This is a genomic window from Streptomyces sp. UC4497 (assembly GCF_054871485.1).
Map to the genome: position 1 here is coordinate 1 of NZ_JBTYHB010000022.1, position 17,212 is coordinate 17,212.

The window sequence follows — 17,212 nt, forward strand, 5'->3', positions numbered from 1 at the left end:
GATCTTTCCAGCCCCGCCGGCGATTGAGGCGCGGGGTCCGGGGCAGAGCCCCGCGGCCGGAGGACGGCCGACCGCAACGATCAACATCCCAAGGGCCGCCCCGCCAGAAACGTTTCTGTCGAGACGGCCCTTCGGCGTTTCGTACCCCCTACGTACACCAGAACGCCCACCCCCACCGACCAGCAAAAAGACCTTGGCCCGGATCGCAGAAACGATCCGGGCCAAGGCCTGAATGAATGCCGACGCCTAGCTACTACCTGGCGCTACAAGCAAACGCGCCGCTCAGTTGTCGTCCTCGTCGATGAGGAACCCACGCATCGGCGAGGGCGCCTGCCCCATCGGCGACGGACCCTGCGGCCGCACCGGAGCCATCGGCTGCGTCATCGCGGGCGACATCTGCTGCTGGCCGCCGCCGTACGACGGACCGCCGCTCTGCTGGTTGCCACCCATCGACTGGTTGCCACCGTAGGACGGCGCACCCGCACCGGCCGGAGCCATGGAAGGCGCCGGGGACGGCGGCAGGCTCGCGGTCGCCGGCGTACGCGGCGGGGCCAGCGAGTCGTCGGCCTGGGTCTCCAGCTGGCGCAGCTGCGACTCCAGGTACGACTTCAGACGCGTGCGGTACTCGCGCTCGAAGCCGCGCAGGTCCTCGACCTTGCGCTCCAGCGTGGCTCGGGCGGACTCCAGGGAGCCCATCGCCACGCGGTGCTTCTCCTGCGCGTCCCGCTCCAGGGCATCGGCCTTGGCACGGGCGTCACGCTCAAGACCCTCGGCACGGCTGCGCGCCTCGCCGACGATCTTGTTCGCCTCGGAGCGGGCCTCGGCGATCGCCTGGTCGGCGGTCTGCTGGGCCAGCGAGAGGACACGGGCGGCGCTGTCGCCACCGGGGCCCTGACCGGGCTGCGGCAGCTGCGGGCCACCGTGGCCGCCCATGGGACCGCCCATCGGGCCGCCCAGCTGCGGCTGCTGGCCCATCGGCCCCTGGCCCATCGGGCCGGGACCCTGCGGGCCACCCTGCGGACCGTGTCCGCCAGGACCGGCCGGCAGCTGCGGGGCACCGCTCGGCAGCTGGGGCGGGCCGCCCATGGGGCCGCCCATCTGCTGCTGCGGCGGGCCCGATATACCGGCGGGCACCGGAGCGCCCGGGCCTCGCATGCCCTGCGGAGGACCCTGCTGCTGGTCCTGCGGACCGTCGGGTCCACCGGGACCGCCAGGCCCACCAGGACCGCCGGGGCCCTTGCGCATGCCGCCCTGCTGCTGGTTCTGCGCAGCGGCGCGGGTGGCTGCGGCAAGTTTCGCGCGCAGGTCCTCGTTCTCACGTAGGAGACGGGTCAGTTCGGCTTCGACCTCATCGAGGAAGGCATCGACCTCGTCCTCGTCATAGCCTTCTCGGAGGCGGACGGTCGTGAACTGCTTGTTCCGCACGTCCTCGGGGGTCAACGGCATCTCTTCACCTCAACGTTGTCGTCGGCATTCGGCAAGACCGTAGTTGACATCGCGCTCACACCGAGCCCACGAGGGTAATCAGGATGTAGACGATGATCATGAGTACGAAGAAGGACAGGTCGAGCGCCACGCCCCCGAGACGCAGCGGCGGAATGAACCGCCGCAGAAGCTTGAGCGGTGGATCAGTGACAGTGTAGGTGGCCTCCAGAACGACCACCATCGCCTTGCCGGGTTGCCACGAGCGGGCGAACTGGAAGACGTAGTCCATGACCAGCCGGAAGATCAGCACGATGAGGAAACACATCAGCGCGATGTAGACCACATCAAAAACCACGCCCATGTCGGCGGTTCCCTCTCCCCTGTTACTCGTGCCTTGTGACTAGTTGGTAGCTAGCCGTCGTACTTTGCTGCGTCTCAGCTCTGGTTGAAGAACCCGCCCTCTGCGATACGGGCCTTGTCCTCCGCCGTGACATCGACGTTAGCAGGCGACAACAGGAACACCTTCTGTGTCACTCGCTCGATGCTCCCGTGAAGACCGAACACAAGACCGGCGGCAAAGTCGACAAGTCGCTTCGCATCGGTGTCGTCCATCTCCGTCAGATTCATGATCACCGGAGTGCCCTCACGGAAGTGTTCCCCGATGGTACGGGCCTCGTTGTAGGTCCGGGGGTGCAATGTGGTGATGCGGTAGGGCTCCCGCTCGGACACGACCTTGGGCATGATCACCGGTGCGTTCTTCTCCAGGCTCTGACGTTCAGGTGTGATGGATGCCACGGGGGCGATTCGTGCCGGACGTCCGGATTCAGCGGCAAGCGAAGCAGGTTGGCGCACCGGCTCACGCGGAGCCGGGGGCTGCACTACTCTGACCGATTCGTCCACATCCGTCACGGCGTGGGAATTGTGTGACTGATGCGACGGCTCGTGCCGTCGACGGTCACGCTCGGGCTCCGGGTCGAGTTCGGGCTCGAAGTCGTCATCGGGGTCGAACCCCCGGCCGTCGTACCCATCGTCCTCCACGAGGCCGAGGTAGACCGCCATCTTGCGCATCGCGCCGGCCATTCTCTGAGTCCTCCGCTCTGTGGTGGATCGGCTGACGTCAACCAAAGTGCCCGCGATCCACGTGGCCTCCCCGCCCATCAGCGAGAATGACCATATTTTCTGCTGTGGTCCGACTTCTTCGCGACGTTACCCGAGCCGGGGTCGGACACCGAGGACCGCGGTACCGACGCGCACATGTGTCGCTCCGGCCGCCACAGCCTGCTCGAGGTCCGAACTCATCCCTGCCGAGACCATGTTCGCAGCCGGATGGGCCGCGCGCACGGCAGTCGACAAATCCATGAGCCGCTCGAACGCCGCCTGTTGCCGCCCCGCGTAGTCCCCGGTGAGCGGTGCGACGGTCATCAGTCCGTCGAGCCGCAGCCCCGGAGCCTCGGCCACGCGCGCGGCCAACTCCTCCACTCCGCCGGGGCCGATGCCCCCGCGCTCCCCCCGGCCGTCCGCGTCGGCGTCGAGCGCGACCTGGATCAGACACCCCAGTTCGCGCTCGGCCCGCACGGCTTCCTTGGACAGCGCCGTGACGAGCTTGCCCCGGTCCACGGACTGCACCAGACCGGCGTAACTCGCCACGGAACGGACCTTGTTGGTCTGAAGCTGACCGACAAAGTGCCAAGTAAGCGGCAGATCCGAGCATTCCGCGGCCTTGGGCGCCGCGTCCTGGTCCCGGTTCTCCGCCACGTGCCGCACCCCGAGCCCGGACAGGATCCGCACATCGCTCGCGGGGTACGTCTTGGTGACCACGATGAGGGTCACGTCGTCCCGCTTGCGCCCGGCCGCCGCGCAGGCCGTGGTGATACGTTCCTCCACCGTGGCCAGGTTCGCGGCGAGCTCTGCCGTACGTTCCTGAAGGTTCGTCATGTCGTCTCAGTCCAGCCAGACATAGCCGGCGAGTCGGCCGGTGGCCTTGTCGCGGCGGTACGAGAAGTGATCGTGCGACTCAAGTGTGCACACCGGCGACTGCTCCCGGTCACGCACCCCGAGCCTCTCCAGCTGCGCATGCACACCCGCGGTCACATCGACGGCCGGAGTGCCCCAGCTGGTCTCGGCGTACGCCGCCGGTTCCACCGCCGCGACCTCGGCCCGCATCTCGGCCGGCACCTCGTAGCAGCGCCCGCAGACCGCGGGCCCCGTACGGGCGATGATCCGGGCCGGCTCGGCGCCCCGCTCCACCATCGCCCGGACCGCGGCCGGGACCACTCCGGCGACCATGCCGGGGCGTCCCGCGTGTGCGGCGGCGACGACCCCGGCGACCGGGTCGGCGAGAAGAACGGGGGTGCAGTCCGCCGTCAGCACGGCGAGCGCGAGTCCGCGCCGCGTGGTGACGAGGGCGTCGACGCACGGAATGTCGGCTTCGGTGGGCCAGGGCCCGTCCACCACCGCCACGTCGGGGCCGTGCACCTGGTTCATCCACACGACTCGGGAGGCCTCGAGACCGAGCGCCTGCGCGGCCAGCTCCCGGTTGCGCAGCACGGCTTCGGAGTCGTCGCCGACCGCGCCGCCGAGATTCAGCTCCTCGTACGGAGCGGCGCTCACCCCGCCCCACCGGTCGGTGAAGGCGAAGTGCGCGCCACTCTCGGAAGACACTGTGTGATGTTGTCCTGTCACTGCGGTGATCCGACCTGCTCCACGATCACGTTCAGAAACACGTGATCACTTGAGGAAGTCCGGCACGTCGAGCTCCTCGGCCTGGCTGTCCGGGTAGGACGGCCGCGGAACCTGCGGGGCGGTGGCCGGGGCCGCCGGGGCCTCGTTGACCGGGGCGGGCGCCTCGGCAGGCGGGGTCGGCGTCTGCGGCTGGGACTCCTCGCGCTGGGTGACGCTGCCGAGGTTGCCGAAGGCCGGACGCGCGGGCTCGGGGGCCGGCGTCGAAGGCCGCGCCGGCGTCGCCGGCTCCTCGCGCTTGGCGGTCGACGAACCGACCACGTTGTCCCGCTTGTTCGGCGGCTGGCCGCCGTCGAAGCCGGCGGCGATGACGGTGACCCGCACCTCGTCGCCGAGCGCGTCGTCGATGACGGCGCCGAAGATGATGTTCGCCTCGGGGTGGGCCGCCTCGCTGACCAGCTGCGCGGCCTCGTTGATCTCGAAGAGACCGAGGTCCGAGCCGCCGGAGATGGAGAGCAGCACGCCGCGGGCGCCGTCGATGGACGCCTCGAGGAGTGGCGAGGAGATCGCCATCTCGGCCGCCGCCACCGCGCGATCGTCGCCGCGGGCGGAGCCGATGCCCATCAGGGCCGAACCCGCCTCGGACATCACGGACTTCACGTCCGCGAAGTCGAGGTTGATGAGCCCCGGGGTGGTGATGAGGTCGGTGATGCCCTGGACACCGGAGAGCAGGACCTGGTCCGCCGACTTGAAGGCGTCGAGGACGGAGACCTGCCGGTCCGAGATGGACAGGAGCCGGTCGTTCGGAATGACGATGAGGGTGTCGACCTCTTCGCGGAGCTCGGCGATGCCGTCCTCCGCCTGGTTCGCCCGGCGCCGGCCCTCGAAGGTGAACGGCCGTGTGACCACACCGATCGTGAGGGCGCCCAGCGAGCGCGCGATGTTGGCCACGACGGGTGCGCCGCCGGTGCCGGTGCCGCCACCTTCACCGGCGGTGACGAAGACCATGTCGGCCCCCTTGAGGACCTCCTCGATCTCCTCGCGGTGGTCCTCGGCCGCCTTGCGTCCGACGCCCGGATTGGCTCCGGCGCCGAGTCCGCGGGTGAGTTCACGGCCGACGTCGAGCTTGACGTCCGCGTCGCTCATCAACAGGGCTTGCGCATCGGTGTTGATGGCGATGAACTCGACGCCCTTGAGACCGACCTCGATCATCCGGTTGATGGCATTGACACCACCGCCGCCGACACCGATGACTTTGATGACTGCGAGGTAGTTCTGCGGTGCTGCCACGTCGAAGGCCTCTCGCCTCGAGTTACGTGTCGCCGCCTCGCGTTCTACGGTGCGACGACTGATGCCGAATTGGGGCGGTCCGGACTACTAGTTGACTACTAGTCGACTGCCGACCCGAACCCTAACGCTGAAGTTTAGGGTTACCAGTGTGTCTGTTTCCTGGACTCTTCCGAACCTGACACTAAGTCGACAAGTGGCGCCCGTTCAACGAACACGCCGAACCTCCCGTTTTTCTTTTCACCCTATGTGATCAGCCATGTCGATGCCCAACCAGGGTGCTGGCCTGCATCGATGTGCGTCAACTCCCGGACGCGGCAGGGGCCGTGGGAACACTCACGTCCAAGTGCCTGCCCTTCGGCTCGGCTTTCATGAGAGCGATGAGAGTGCGTGCCTTCGTGTCACCCTGCTCGGCACTCCCCCAGTCGACGGTCCGCCCTCCGGTCAGCTCCAGCGAGATGGCGTCGTACGAACGGACCTTGACGGTCCGCGTGTCACGGGCGACCGACTTCGGAAGCTGCCCGGCGACGCGCACCGCTTCCCGTACGAGCCGGTCGGGTCCGAAGCGCCGCAGACTTGCTTCGGCGCGCCCCTGATCCGGCGTCAATTCCAGGCGGGGAACGTGCTTCAGGGGCTTGTCGACCGTCGCGAAACGAACGCCTTCACGGTCGACTTCGACGAACTTGTCTGAATTTCCGCCGTCTTCGACAATCAGGACCGGCTTGCGCTCCGTCACTTTCAGCCCGATTCCGTGCGGCCATGAACGGACCACATCAACGGAGTCGATTCGGGGCAATTTCCGGCGCAATCGGTCCTCAATGGCATCCGTGTCGACGGAGATCAGCGGGGCGCCGACCGGCACGGCGGCCGCGTCCCGGACCTGAGACGGCGTCAGGACCCGGGTGCCGGAGGGCTTGACGCGCTCCACGCGCAGCCACGGCGAGCCGTACAGCAGCCAGGTGCCGCCCGCGCCGATCAGCACGAGCAGCACTCCGGCCACGACAAGGGTGCGCACGCTCGGCATGCGCACCCATCGCGCGGCGGGGGGCGGCTCGGACGCCTCGGACGACTCTCGTTCGCGATCGGTCGTGGTGGGTCCGGCCACTGTCCCCTGCCTTACATTCGTCCACTCGCTAACGACGCGAGTTGATCGCCTCGTACACCATCCCGACGAGCAGGTCGTCGGCGTCCCTGCGGCCGAACTCGGCGGCCGCGCGGGACATCTCGTACAGCCGGTGCGGGTCGGCGAGCACGGGCAGGACATTGGCCTGGACCCACTCGGGGGTCAGCTCCGCGTCGTCGACCAGCAGGCCGCCACCGGCCTTGACCACCGGCTGGGCGTTGAGCCGCTGTTCGCCGTTGCCGATGGGCAGCGGGACGTAGGCGGCCGGGAGTCCGACGGCGGAGAGCTCGGCGACGGTCATCGCGCCCGCGCGGCAGAGCATCATGTCGGCCGCGGCGTACGCGAGGTCCATCCGGTCCACGTACGGTACCGGGATGTAGGGGGGCATCCCCGGCATCTGCTGGACCTGCGGCAGTTCGTTCTTGGGGCCGACCACGTGCAGCACCTGGATGCCGGACTGCTGGAGGAACGGCGCGACGCGCGTGACGACCTCGTTCAGGTGGCGGGCGCCCTGGGAGCCGCCGGAGACGAGCAGCGTCGGCAGGTTCGGGTCGAGGCCGAACGCGGCGCGCGCCTCGGGACGCTTCTGCGCCCGGTCGAGGAGGGCGATGGTGCGGCGCAGCGGGATGCCGATGTAGCGCGAATTGCGCAGCTTGCTGTCGGGCGAGGAGACCGCGACCTGCGCCGCGTACCGCGAACCGATCTTGTTGGCCAGACCGGGCCGCGCATTGGCCTCGTGCACCACGATCGGCACGCCGAGCCGCTTGGCCGCGAGATAGCCGGGCAGCGCCACGTATCCACCGAAGCCGACGACCGCGTCCGCCTTGGTGCGCTCCATGACCTGCTCGGCCGCCTTGATGGTGCCGCGCAGCCGGCCGGGAACCGTGATCAGTTCGGGCGTGGGCTTGCGCGGCAGCGGTACGGCGGGGATCAGCGCCAGGTCGTAGCCGCGCTCCGGTACGAGACGGGTCTCAAGGCCGCGTTCCGTGCCCAGGGCCGTGATGCCCACGGTCGGGTCCTGCCTGCGCAGGGCGTCCGCGAGGGCGAGCGCCGGCTCGATGTGGCCGGCGGTCCCCCCACCGGCGAGTACGACATGCACCGAAATTCACCGCTCTCTGGACGGACGCGCCGAGGCGCGCCGTCGCATCGTGTTCCATCTCATCCCCCGGACTCCCGGGCTCCGCCGCATGGCGAGGGCGGCCCGCGCCGCCGGCTCGTCCCGCGCGAACGCGATCAGCAGCCCCACGGCGAACATCGTCGGAAGCAGCGCGGACCCACCGTACGAGAACAGCGGGAGCGGGACTCCGGCAATCGGCAGCAGGCCGAGCACCGCACCGATGTTGACCACGGCCTGTGCCGTGATCCACGTCGTCACGCCTCCCGCGGCATAGCGAACGAAGGGGTCCTCCGTGCGTCCGGCCACGCGGATACCCGCATAGCCTAGAGCCGCGAACAGGGCGAGCACCGACAGCGTCCCCGCCAGGCCCAGTTCCTCACCGGTGATGGCAAAGATGAAGTCGGTGTGCGCTTCGGGAAGTTGTCCCCATTTTTCCACACTCGCCCCGAGGCCGGAACCGAAGAGTCCGCCGGAGGCCAGGGCGTAGATCCCGTGCAGCCCCTGCCAGCACATGTCGCCGGGCCCCGCATCGGCGCTGCCCAGGCAGGCGAGGCGTGCCATGCGGTTCGGGCTGGTCTTGATGAGGAGCAGGCCGATCACGGCGGCCACCGAGAGCACGCCCACGAAGAGCCGCGTAGGTGCTCCGGCCGTCCACAACAGGCCGAAAAGGATCGCGGTCAGCAGGATCGCGGTGCCCATGTCGCCGCCGAGCATGATCAGCCCGAGCAGCATGAACGCCACCGGAACGAGCGGCACCAGCATGTGCTTCCACTGGGTCAGCAGCCGCTTGTCGTGTTTGCGCGCCAGCAGATCGGCGCCCCACAGGATCAGCGCCAGCTTCCCGAACTCACTGGGCTGCAGCATGAAGGGGCCGCCGAGCGAGATCCAGTTCTGGTTGCCGTTGATCGACACCCCTATCCCCGGCACCTGCACGAGGACCATGAGGAAGACGCTGACGGCGAGGATCGGATAGGCGAGCGCCCGGTGCAGTTTCACGGGCATCCGCATCGCGATCAGCAGCAGGAGGCCGCCGATGACGGCCGCGACGAACTGCTTGCGGAAGAAATACGAGCTGGACAGGCCCATCTGCAGGGCCGTGATCATCGAGGCCGAGTAGACCATGACCAGGCCGAGGACCGTGAGCAGCAGCGCGGCCCCGATGATCAGGTAGTACGCCGTGAGCGGCCGGTCCCAGGCGCGCTTGGCCTGGGCGTACAGGCGCTGCATCGGGTTGACCCGGGCCCGGTAGACCTTGCTGGTCCTCCGCGGCGGTGCGGCGGGGCGCCCGGTCGTGCGGGGAGGACTGCTACCGGCCATGACCGTCCCCCACCGATGAGCCGTACGTCTGCGCTGCCACGTTCCCCTCCCGAAGGGTGCCCGGCGTCACCGGGCGCCCTCTCGAGCCCCGTCAGACGCTGGTGGCGCCCAGTTCGCGGACCGCTTCCGCGAACGCCTCGCCACGCTTGTTGTAGTTGGTGAACATGTCCATCGACGCGCAGGCCGGGGCCATCAGCACGGTGTCCCCCGTGCGGGCGAGCCGCGCGGCCTCCTGGACCGCCGCCGACATCGCCCCAGTGTCGGTCCGGTCGAGGTCGACGACCGGTACCTCCGGGGCGTGTCGCTGCAGGGCTTCCCGGATCAGGGCCCGGTCCGCGCCGATCAGGACGACGCCGCGCAGCCGCTTCGCCGCGCCCGTCACCAGCTCGTCGAAGGTCGCGCCCTTGGCGAGCCCGCCCGCGATCCACACGATGGACTCATAGGAGGCCAACGACGCCTGGGTGGCATGGGTGTTGGTCGCCTTGGAGTCGTCCACGTACGCGACACCGTCCACATCGGCGACGTGCTCGATGCGGTGGGCGTCGGGGCGGAAGTTCCGCAGCCCCTCGCGTACGGCCTGGGGCTCGACGCCGAAGGCGCGGGCCAGGGCCGCCGCGGCGAGCGCGTTGGCGATGTTGTGCGGGGCCGGCGGGTTGACGTCCGCGACCTCGGCCAGCTCCTGGGCGTTCTTCTGCCTGTTCTCGACGAAGGCGCGGTCGACCAGGATGCCGTCCACGACGCCGAGTTCGGAGGGGCCCGGGGTGCCGAGGGTGAAGCCGATGGCGCGGCAGCCCTCCTCGACGTCGGCCTCGACGACCAGGTCCTCGGTCGCCTTGTCCGCCACGTTGTAGACGCAGGCGACCTGGTTGCCCTCGTAGATGCGGCCCTTGTCGGCGGCGTACGCCTCCATGGAGCCGTGCCAGTCGAGGTGGTCGGGCGCGAGGTTCAGGACGGCGCCGGAGTGGGCGCGCAGCGAGGGCGCCCAGTGCAGCTGGTACGAGGAGAGCTCGACGGCGAACACGTCGTAGGCGTCGTCGCCTTCGAGGACGACGTCGATGATCGGCGTACCGATGTTGCCGACGGCCGCGGTGCGCAGGCCCGCCGCGTCCAGGATCGACGCGAGCATCTGCGTCGTCGTGGTCTTGCCGTTGGTGCCGGTGATCGCGAGCCAGGGCGCGGCGTTCGGGCCGCGAAGGCGCCAGGCGATCTCGACGTCGCCGACGACGTCGACGCCGGCGGCCGCGGCCTCGGCGAACAGCGGCGAGGAGGGCTTCCAGCCGGGCGAGGTCACGACGAGTTCGGTGCCGTCGGGCAGCGTGGTCGAGTCACCGAGCTGGACGGAAATCCCCTCTTCTTTAAGAAGGGCCGCCTTTTCGCGGTGCGCCTCGCTGTCGCCGCCGTCCACGACGGTCACCGACGCGCCGAAGCCGGCCAGGGCGCGGGCGGCGCTGATGCCGCTCACGCCGAGACCGGCGACGGTGATGTTCATGCCCTGCCAGGAGGTCACTTCTTGGCTGCCCATCCTGCGTAGAAGAGGCCGAGTCCGACGATCACGCACATGCCCTGGATGATCCAGAACCGGACCACCACAAGGACTTCGGACCACCCCTTGAGTTCGAAGTGGTGCTGGAGTGGCGCCATCTTGAAGACCCGCTTGCCGGTCATCTTGAAGGAGCCGACCTGGATCACGACGGACATGGTGATCAGGACGAACAGGCCGCCCAGGAGCGCGATCAGGAGCTCCGTGCGGGAGCAGATGGCGAGGCCCGCGAGGGCGCCGCCGAGGGCCAGCGAGCCCGTGTCACCCATGAAGATCTTGGCGGGCGAGGTGTTCCACCACAGGAAGCCGAAGCAGGCGCCCATCAAGGCCGATGCGACCACCGCCAGGTCGAGTGGGTCTCTGACCTCGAAACACGCACCTGGGTTGGTGAGGGTCTGCGCGTTGGCGCAGGACTCCTGGAACTGCCAGACACCGATGAAGGTGTAGGCGCCGAAGACCATCACGGAGGCGCCGGTGGCGAGGCCGTCGAGGCCGTCCGTCAGGTTCACGCCGTTCGACATCGCGAGGATCATGAACAGCGCCCAGACCACGAACAGGACCGGGCCGATCGACCAGCCGAAGTCCTCCACGAAGGAGAGCTTGGTGGATGCGGGCGTATTGCCGCGCACATCCGCGAACTGGAGTGAGATCACCGCGAAGGCGATACCGACGATCAGCTGTCCGGCCATCTTGGCCTTGGCTCTGAGGCCGAGCGAGCGCCGCTTGACGATCTTGATGTAGTCGTCGAGGAAGCCGACGAGCCCCATGCCCGCCATCAGGCCGAGCACGAGCAGACCCGACAGGGTCGGCGCGGCGCCGGTGATCAGCTTGCTGAGGAAGTACGCGATGAGGGTCGCCAGGATGAAGGCGATACCACCCATGGTCGGCGTGCCGCGCTTGCTGTGGTGCTCGCGCGGGCCGTCGTCACGGATGAACTGGCCGTAGCCCTTGCGCGCAAGGAGCTTGATCAGCAGCGGCGTTCCGGCGAGCGTCAGGAAGAGACCGATGACACCCGCGAACAGGATCTGCTTCATCATCAGGCATCAACCCCACCCTGCACGTCCGCGAGCAGCGCCTGTGCCACGCTCTCCAGGCCCACCGACCTGGATGCCTTCACGAGCACGACGTCTCCCGGGCGCAGCTCGCTGCGCAGCAGGTCGATCGCCGCCTGTGCGTCGGACACGTGCACCGACTCCTCACCCCACGAACCCTCGTTATAGGCGCCCAGTTGCATCCAGGACGCTTCCCTGCCCCCGACTGCAACGAGCTTGCTGACGTTGAGCCGGACGGCGAGCCGTCCGACGGCGTCGTGCTCGGTCAGCGACTCGTCGCCGAGCTCGGCCATCTGCCCGAGCACCGCCCACGTCCTGCGTCCCTTGCCCATGGCCACCAGCGCGCGCAGCGCCGCTCGCATGGACTCGGGGTTCGCGTTGTAGGCGTCGTTGACGATCGTGACGCCGTCCGAGCGCTCGGTGACCTCCATCCGCCAGCGGGACAGGTTGCCCGCCTCGGAGAGCGCGAGGGCGATCTCCTCCACGGACATGCCAAGGTCATGGGCGACGGCGGCCGCGGCGAGCGCGTTCGACACGTGGTGCTCACCGTACAGGCGCAAGGTCACGTCGCTGCACCCGGAGGGTGTGTGCAGGCTGAAGGAGGGCTGCCCGGTCTCCGTGAGTCGGACATTCTCGGCGCGTACGTCGGCGCTGTCGGCCTCTCCGAAGAAGAGCACCTTCGCCTTCGTCCGCGAGGCCATGGCGCGCACCAGCGGGTCGTCCGCGTTGAGGATCGCGGTCCCGTCCTCGGGCAGCGACTCGACCAGCTCGCCCTTGGCCACCGCGATCTGCTCGCGGCCGCCGAACTCGCCGATGTGCGCGGTCCCGACGTTCAGGACGACTCCGACCTTCGGGGGCGTAAGGCCCGTCAGGTACCTGATGTGGCCGATGCCGCGGGCGCCCATCTCCAGGACGAGGAACTGCGTCTCGTCGGTGGCGGTGAGCGCGGTCAGCGGCAGGCCGATCTCGTTGTTGAACGAGCCGGGCGTGAAGACCGTGTCGGCCTTGCGGCGCAGCACCTGGGCGATCAGGTCCTTGGTGCTGGTCTTGCCTGCCGAGCCGGTGAGGCCCACGAGGGTGGCGCCGAGGCGGGCGACCACGTGCCGGGCGAGCGCGCCGAGCGCCGCCTGGACGTCGTCGACGACGATGGCGGGGGCACCGACCGGGCGCGACGCCAGCACGGCGACGGCTCCCTTGTCGACGACTTCGCGCGCGTAGTCGTGGCCGTCGACCCGCTCGCCCACGAAGGCGGCGAACAGGCTTCCCGGCTCGACCTTGCGCGAGTCGATGACGACCGGCCCGGTGACCCGGACCTGCGGGTCCGGTATGTCGTACGTCTGCCCGCCGACGGCTGAGGCGATCTCGGCGAGGGAGAGGGCGATCACAACTTCATCCCTGGGTTTTCTGGTGGTCGACGGTGACTGCGGCCGCCTCGATGGACGCGCGGAGCACCTGGCGGTCGTCGAACGGGCGGATCACACCGGCGATGTCCTGGCCCTGCTCGTGGCCCTTGCCCGCGATGAGCACCGTGTCGCCGGGCTCGGCGCGCGCCACGGCGGCGGCGATGGCGGCGGCCCGGTCCTCGAACACGGCGACGTCGCCCCGCTCGTGGGCCGGCACGTCGGCGGCGCCCGCGAGCATCGTGGCGAGGATCGCGAGGGGGTCCTCGGAGCGCGGGTTGTCGGAGGTGAGGATGGCGGTGTCGGCGAACCGGGCCGCGGCGGCGCCCATCGGCATCCGCTTCGTCTTGTCCCGGTCGCCGCCGCAGCCGAGCACGATGTGCAGCTTGTTCTCGGTGACCTTGCGCAGCGCCCGCAGGACGGACTCCACGGCGTCGGTCTTGTGCGCGTAGTCGACGACGGCGAGGTACTTCTGGCCGGCCTCCACGCGCTCCAGGCGGCCGGGCACGCCGGGTACGGCGGCGACGCCGTCGGCCGCGGTCTGCGGGTCGATCCCGGCGACGGCGAGGGTGACGATCGCGGCGAGGGTGTTCGCGACGTTGAAGGGGCCCGGCAGCGGCGCCTTGGCGCTGATCCGCTCGCCCTTGGGGCCGATGACGGTCAACGTCGAGCCCAGCTGGCCGACTTCGACGTCCTCGGCGCGCCAGTCGGCGTCCGGGTGGCCCTCGGCGGAGAAGGAGACGACCGGGACCTCGGACTCGTCGATGAGCCGGCGCCCGTACTCGTCGTCGTAGTTCACGACGCCCTGTTTGCTGCGGGCCCGCTTGAACAGCCGCGCCTTCGCCTGGAAGTAGTCCTCCATGTCGGAGTGGAACTCCATGTGCTCCGGGCTCAGGTTGTTGAAGACCGCCACGTCGAAGACGCAGCCGTCGACCCGGCCCAGCACGAGGGCGTGGCTGGAGACCTCCATGGCGACGGCGTCGGTGCCGCGCTCGCGCATGACCGCGAACAGCGCCTGGAGATCGGTGGCTTCCGGAGTGGTGCGCTCCGACTTGATCCGCTCGTCGCCGATCCGCATCTCGACCGTGCCGATGAGGCCGGTGCTGCGGACCGTCTTGAGACCGCCCTCGATGAGGTACGCGGTGGTGGTCTTGCCCGAGGTACCGGTGATGCCGATCTGGAGCAGGTCCTTGCCGGGGTGGCCGTAGATCGTGGCAGCCAGCTCGCCCATCCTGCCGCGCGGGTTCTCCACGACGAGCGGCACCAGGCCGGCCTCGGAGACGCGCTGCCAGCCCGCCGGGTCGGTCAGCGCGGCGACGGCGCCGAGCGAGGCGGCCTGCGCGGCGAAGTCTGCGCCGTGCGCGCGGGCTCCGGGCAGCGCGGCGTACAGATCGCCCGGCCGCACCGCACGGGAGTCATGGGTGATGCCGGTGACCTCTGCTACGGCCTTGGGCGTCGAGACACCCAGTTGATCGGCGAGTTCCGCGAGGGGGGTGGCGGAGACCTCAGCCGGTCGCGGCGGCCCGGGGTATGTCACGGGTGCGCCCTTCTGGGTGGTTTGGGACTGATCAGCGTGTGGCACGGCGTGAGCGTACCGGGCGCACCCCCCGCCGGGCGAAGCGAGGGGCGTGGCGCGAGACGGTTCCCTGAATCGGGGGTGATGGCCGTCACGAAGATCACCGTCGGTCACGGCTCGAACGTCACGGGCAGCCGGGCCGGCTTGTTGCCCGTGGGCGGGGCCTGAAGCGTCTTCAGGGCGAACTCCATGACCTTCTTGTAGATCGGTCCGCAGATCTGGCCGCCGAAGTAGCCGCCCTTGGTGGCGTTCTGGATCGCGCAGTAGACGGTGACGCGCGGCTTGTCGGCGGGCGCGAAACCGGCGAACGACGACGTGTAGCCCTTGTAGCGGCCGGTGGCCGGATCCACACGGTTGGCCGTGCCGGTCTTGCCCGCGACGCGGTAGCCCGGGATGCGGGCCTTCGTACCCGTGCCCTCTTCGTCGTCGACCACGGACTCCAGCATCTGCGCGACGGTCTTCGCGGTCTTCTTGCTGACGACGCGGGTCTCCTTGGGCTTCGCCGCCGGCGTGAACCGCCCGTCGGGGCCCTTGGTGCCGCGGACGAGGCTCGGCTCGACCCGTACGCCGTCGTTGGCGATGGTCGAGTACACGGAGGCGGCCTGCATCGCGTTGATCGAGAAGCCCTGGCCGAAAGGGATCGTGTACTGCTGCGAGGTCGACCACTTGTCGGCGGGCGCGAGGATGCCGGACGTCTCACCGGGCATGCCGAGGCCGCTCTCCCTGCCGATGCCGAACTTGCGCAGGTACGAGTAGAGCGTCTTGTTGGCCGCCGGCTGCGTCTTGCCGAGCTGGCCCGTCGCCAGGATGGTGCCGATGTTGCTGGACTTGGCGAGCACGCCGTTGAGCGTGAGGTGCCAGGTCGGGTGGTCGACGTCGTCCTGGAAGAGGCGGTCGCCGCGGTGCAGCCGGTTGGGCACGGTCACATGGGTCCCCGGCGTGGCCGCGTTCTCCTCCAGGACGGCCGCCATCGACATGACCTTGGCGGTGGAGCCGGGCTCGTACGCGTCCTGGAGCGCGGCGTTGCCGAGGGCCTCGGCCTTGGCGTCGGACAGGTCGTTCGGGTCGAAGCCCGGCGCGTTCGCCATGGCCAGGACCTCGCCGGTCTTGGTGTCCTGCACTATCACGTAGCCGCGGTCCGCCTTCGACTCCTTGACCTGCTCGTCGATGGCGTTCTGCGCGGCCCACTGGATGTCGCGGTCGATGGTCAGCTCGACGTTCGAGCCGGGGACCGCGGGCTTTTCGGTGCTGCCCGCGGTCGGCACCTGCTGGCCGCCGGACTGGGCGTAGCGGATCTTTCCGGCCTTGCCCGCGAGCTCCTTGTCGAGCTGCTGCTCCACACCGCCGCCGCCCTTGCCGTCGGCGTTGACCCAGCCGAGGACGCCCGCGGCGAGGTCGCCGTTCGGGTAGACGCGCTTGCTGCTGGGGTCGGCGACCACGCCGGAGAGCACGCTCGCCTCGCGGCCCGCCGCGTTCGCCTTCTCGTTCAGCGTGGTCCTGAGGTCCTTGATCTGCTTCCAGACCTGCGGCGTCTGCCGCGGGGCGAGCCGCACGTACCGCGTGTTCTTCGTCTTCAGCTTCTTGGTCAGCTCGGCCGCGTCGACCCCGATGATCGGCGACAGGAGCGCCGCCGCCTGCTCGGGCGCGTCGTCGACCTTGGTGGCCTTCTTCGTGAAGAGCGTCGGGTCGGCGGTGATGTCGTACGCGTCCACGCTCGCGGCGAGTTCGACGCCACTGCGGTCCGTGATGCCGCCGCGCTCGGCGGCGATGGAGTGACTGACGTACCGGTTCAGCGAGGCCTTCGCCGCGTACGCGCTGGCGTCGACGCCCTGCACCTGGAAGAGGCGGACGACGAAGACCATCAGGACCAGCGTGAGGCCCAGGCTCACCATGCGCAGGCGCGGCCGGGGGCTGCCCAGGCGGAGCCGGGAGGGCGCCTTCGGCTTCGGCGGGGCGGGGCGCGGGCGGCGGGCGGCCGGGCGTGCGGCCTTGGAACCGGGCTTCGGCGCGGGCCTGGCGGTGCGCTTGGCCGCCCCCTTCGGCGCGGGCTTGGGCGCGGGCCGTCCGGTGCGCGGCGGGCGCGCGGGTCCTGGCACGCGGCGGCGCGGGGGCTCCCTGTCGGTCATGGCGTCACCTGCCGGTGCTCGAAGGGGAAGGCTCGACCGAGGAGTTCGGACTCGCCGACTCGGACGGATTGGCGGAAGGAGAGGTACTGGCCGACGGGGACGGGCTCGTGGAGGGCGACGGACTCGCGCTCGCGGCTTCCGGCGTCTGCGTCGGCTCGACGAGGGGCGGGGCGGGCGGCCCGGCCGCCGGGCTCGGCCTGCCCTTGACGGTGCCGTTCGGCTCCAGGAACACCGGGTCGCCGCCGGGCACCATGCCGAGCCCGCGGGCGCGCCGCAGCAGGGCGTCGGGGGCCGAGTAGGAGTCGACGTCGCGCTGGAGTTCCTGCTCGTCGTCGGTGAGCTCGGTGGTCTGCTTCTTGAGCTTGGTGAGCTGGAACGAGCCCTCGTTGAGCGAGGAGTTCAGCATCAGGAGCGTGATCAGCCCGCCGCCGAGGAGCAGCACGACGAGGAGGACGAACGGGGTGCGTGCGGCCTGCGTGCCGCCGGACGGGCCGAGCGGGAGCAGCCGCGCAAGGCGGGCGGCCCTGCCGCGCAGCGAACCTTTCGAGCCACTGCTGGCGCTCATGACCA

General features: G+C 69.7%; 15 protein-coding genes. All 15 read right to left on the reverse strand.

Annotation, left to right across the window (positions count from 1 at the left end; all coding sequences use genetic code 11):
* Positions 1-282: 282 nt before the first annotated feature.
* A complete protein-coding gene (locus ACYSUO_RS26890) occupies positions 283-1,446 on the reverse strand; it encodes a DivIVA domain-containing protein (protein WP_461778822.1) in 1,164 nt (387 codons plus the stop codon).
* A 55-nt stretch (positions 1,447-1,501) separates the two neighbouring features.
* Entirely contained in the window at positions 1,502-1,786 is a 285-nt protein-coding gene (locus ACYSUO_RS26895) for a YggT family protein (protein WP_461778823.1), read from the reverse strand.
* Positions 1,787-1,860: 74 nt separating this feature from the next.
* Complete coding sequence (locus tag ACYSUO_RS26900) at positions 1,861-2,505, reverse strand: cell division protein SepF (RefSeq protein ID WP_461778824.1); 645 nt, start codon at positions 2,503-2,505, stop codon at positions 1,861-1,863.
* Between the two features lie 126 nt (positions 2,506-2,631).
* Positions 2,632-3,360, reverse strand: coding sequence for a YggS family pyridoxal phosphate-dependent enzyme (locus ACYSUO_RS26905; protein ID WP_461778825.1), 729 nt, complete (start codon positions 3,358-3,360; stop codon positions 2,632-2,634).
* Between the two features lie 6 nt (positions 3,361-3,366).
* On the reverse strand, positions 3,367-4,107 hold the full coding sequence (gene pgeF, locus ACYSUO_RS26910; RefSeq protein WP_461778826.1) for a peptidoglycan editing factor PgeF: 741 nt from the start codon (positions 4,105-4,107) through the stop codon (positions 3,367-3,369).
* Between the two features lie 45 nt (positions 4,108-4,152).
* Positions 4,153-5,394, reverse strand: coding sequence for a cell division protein FtsZ (ftsZ, locus tag ACYSUO_RS26915; protein ID WP_461778827.1), 1,242 nt, complete (start codon positions 5,392-5,394; stop codon positions 4,153-4,155).
* Positions 5,395-5,692: 298 nt separating this feature from the next.
* On the reverse strand, positions 5,693-6,496 hold the full coding sequence (locus tag ACYSUO_RS26920) for a cell division protein FtsQ/DivIB (RefSeq protein WP_461778828.1): 804 nt from the start codon (positions 6,494-6,496) through the stop codon (positions 5,693-5,695).
* Between the two features lie 28 nt (positions 6,497-6,524).
* The gene (murG, locus tag ACYSUO_RS26925; protein ID WP_461778829.1) at positions 6,525-7,613 is read right to left on the reverse strand and encodes an undecaprenyldiphospho-muramoylpentapeptide beta-N-acetylglucosaminyltransferase; all 1,089 of its coding nucleotides are present in this window, start codon (positions 7,611-7,613) and stop codon (positions 6,525-6,527) included.
* A gap of 6 nt (positions 7,614-7,619) precedes the next feature.
* Entirely contained in the window at positions 7,620-8,948 is a 1,329-nt protein-coding gene (gene ftsW, locus ACYSUO_RS26930) for a putative lipid II flippase FtsW (RefSeq protein WP_461778830.1), read from the reverse strand.
* Between the two features lie 91 nt (positions 8,949-9,039).
* Entirely contained in the window at positions 9,040-10,470 is a 1,431-nt protein-coding gene (gene murD, locus ACYSUO_RS26935; protein WP_461778831.1) for a UDP-N-acetylmuramoyl-L-alanine--D-glutamate ligase, read from the reverse strand.
* Entirely contained in the window at positions 10,452-11,525 is a 1,074-nt protein-coding gene (mraY, locus tag ACYSUO_RS26940) for a phospho-N-acetylmuramoyl-pentapeptide-transferase (RefSeq protein WP_266720569.1), read from the reverse strand. The genes murD and mraY overlap by 19 nt, the downstream gene beginning before the upstream one ends.
* Complete coding sequence (locus ACYSUO_RS26945; RefSeq protein ID WP_461778832.1) at positions 11,525-12,925, reverse strand: UDP-N-acetylmuramoyl-tripeptide--D-alanyl-D-alanine ligase; 1,401 nt, start codon at positions 12,923-12,925, stop codon at positions 11,525-11,527. Before ACYSUO_RS26945 ends, mraY begins: the two co-directional genes overlap by 1 nt.
* 4 nt (positions 12,926-12,929) lie before the next feature.
* Complete coding sequence (locus ACYSUO_RS26950; RefSeq protein WP_461778833.1) at positions 12,930-14,477, reverse strand: UDP-N-acetylmuramoyl-L-alanyl-D-glutamate--2,6-diaminopimelate ligase; 1,548 nt, start codon at positions 14,475-14,477, stop codon at positions 12,930-12,932.
* Positions 14,478-14,626: 149 nt separating this feature from the next.
* Entirely contained in the window at positions 14,627-16,642 is a 2,016-nt protein-coding gene (locus ACYSUO_RS26955; RefSeq protein ID WP_461778834.1) for a peptidoglycan D,D-transpeptidase FtsI family protein, read from the reverse strand.
* A gap of 4 nt (positions 16,643-16,646) precedes the next feature.
* The gene (locus tag ACYSUO_RS26960) at positions 16,647-17,207 is read right to left on the reverse strand and encodes a septum formation initiator family protein (RefSeq protein WP_461778835.1); all 561 of its coding nucleotides are present in this window, start codon (positions 17,205-17,207) and stop codon (positions 16,647-16,649) included.
* Between the last annotated feature and the right edge of the window lie 5 nt (positions 17,208-17,212).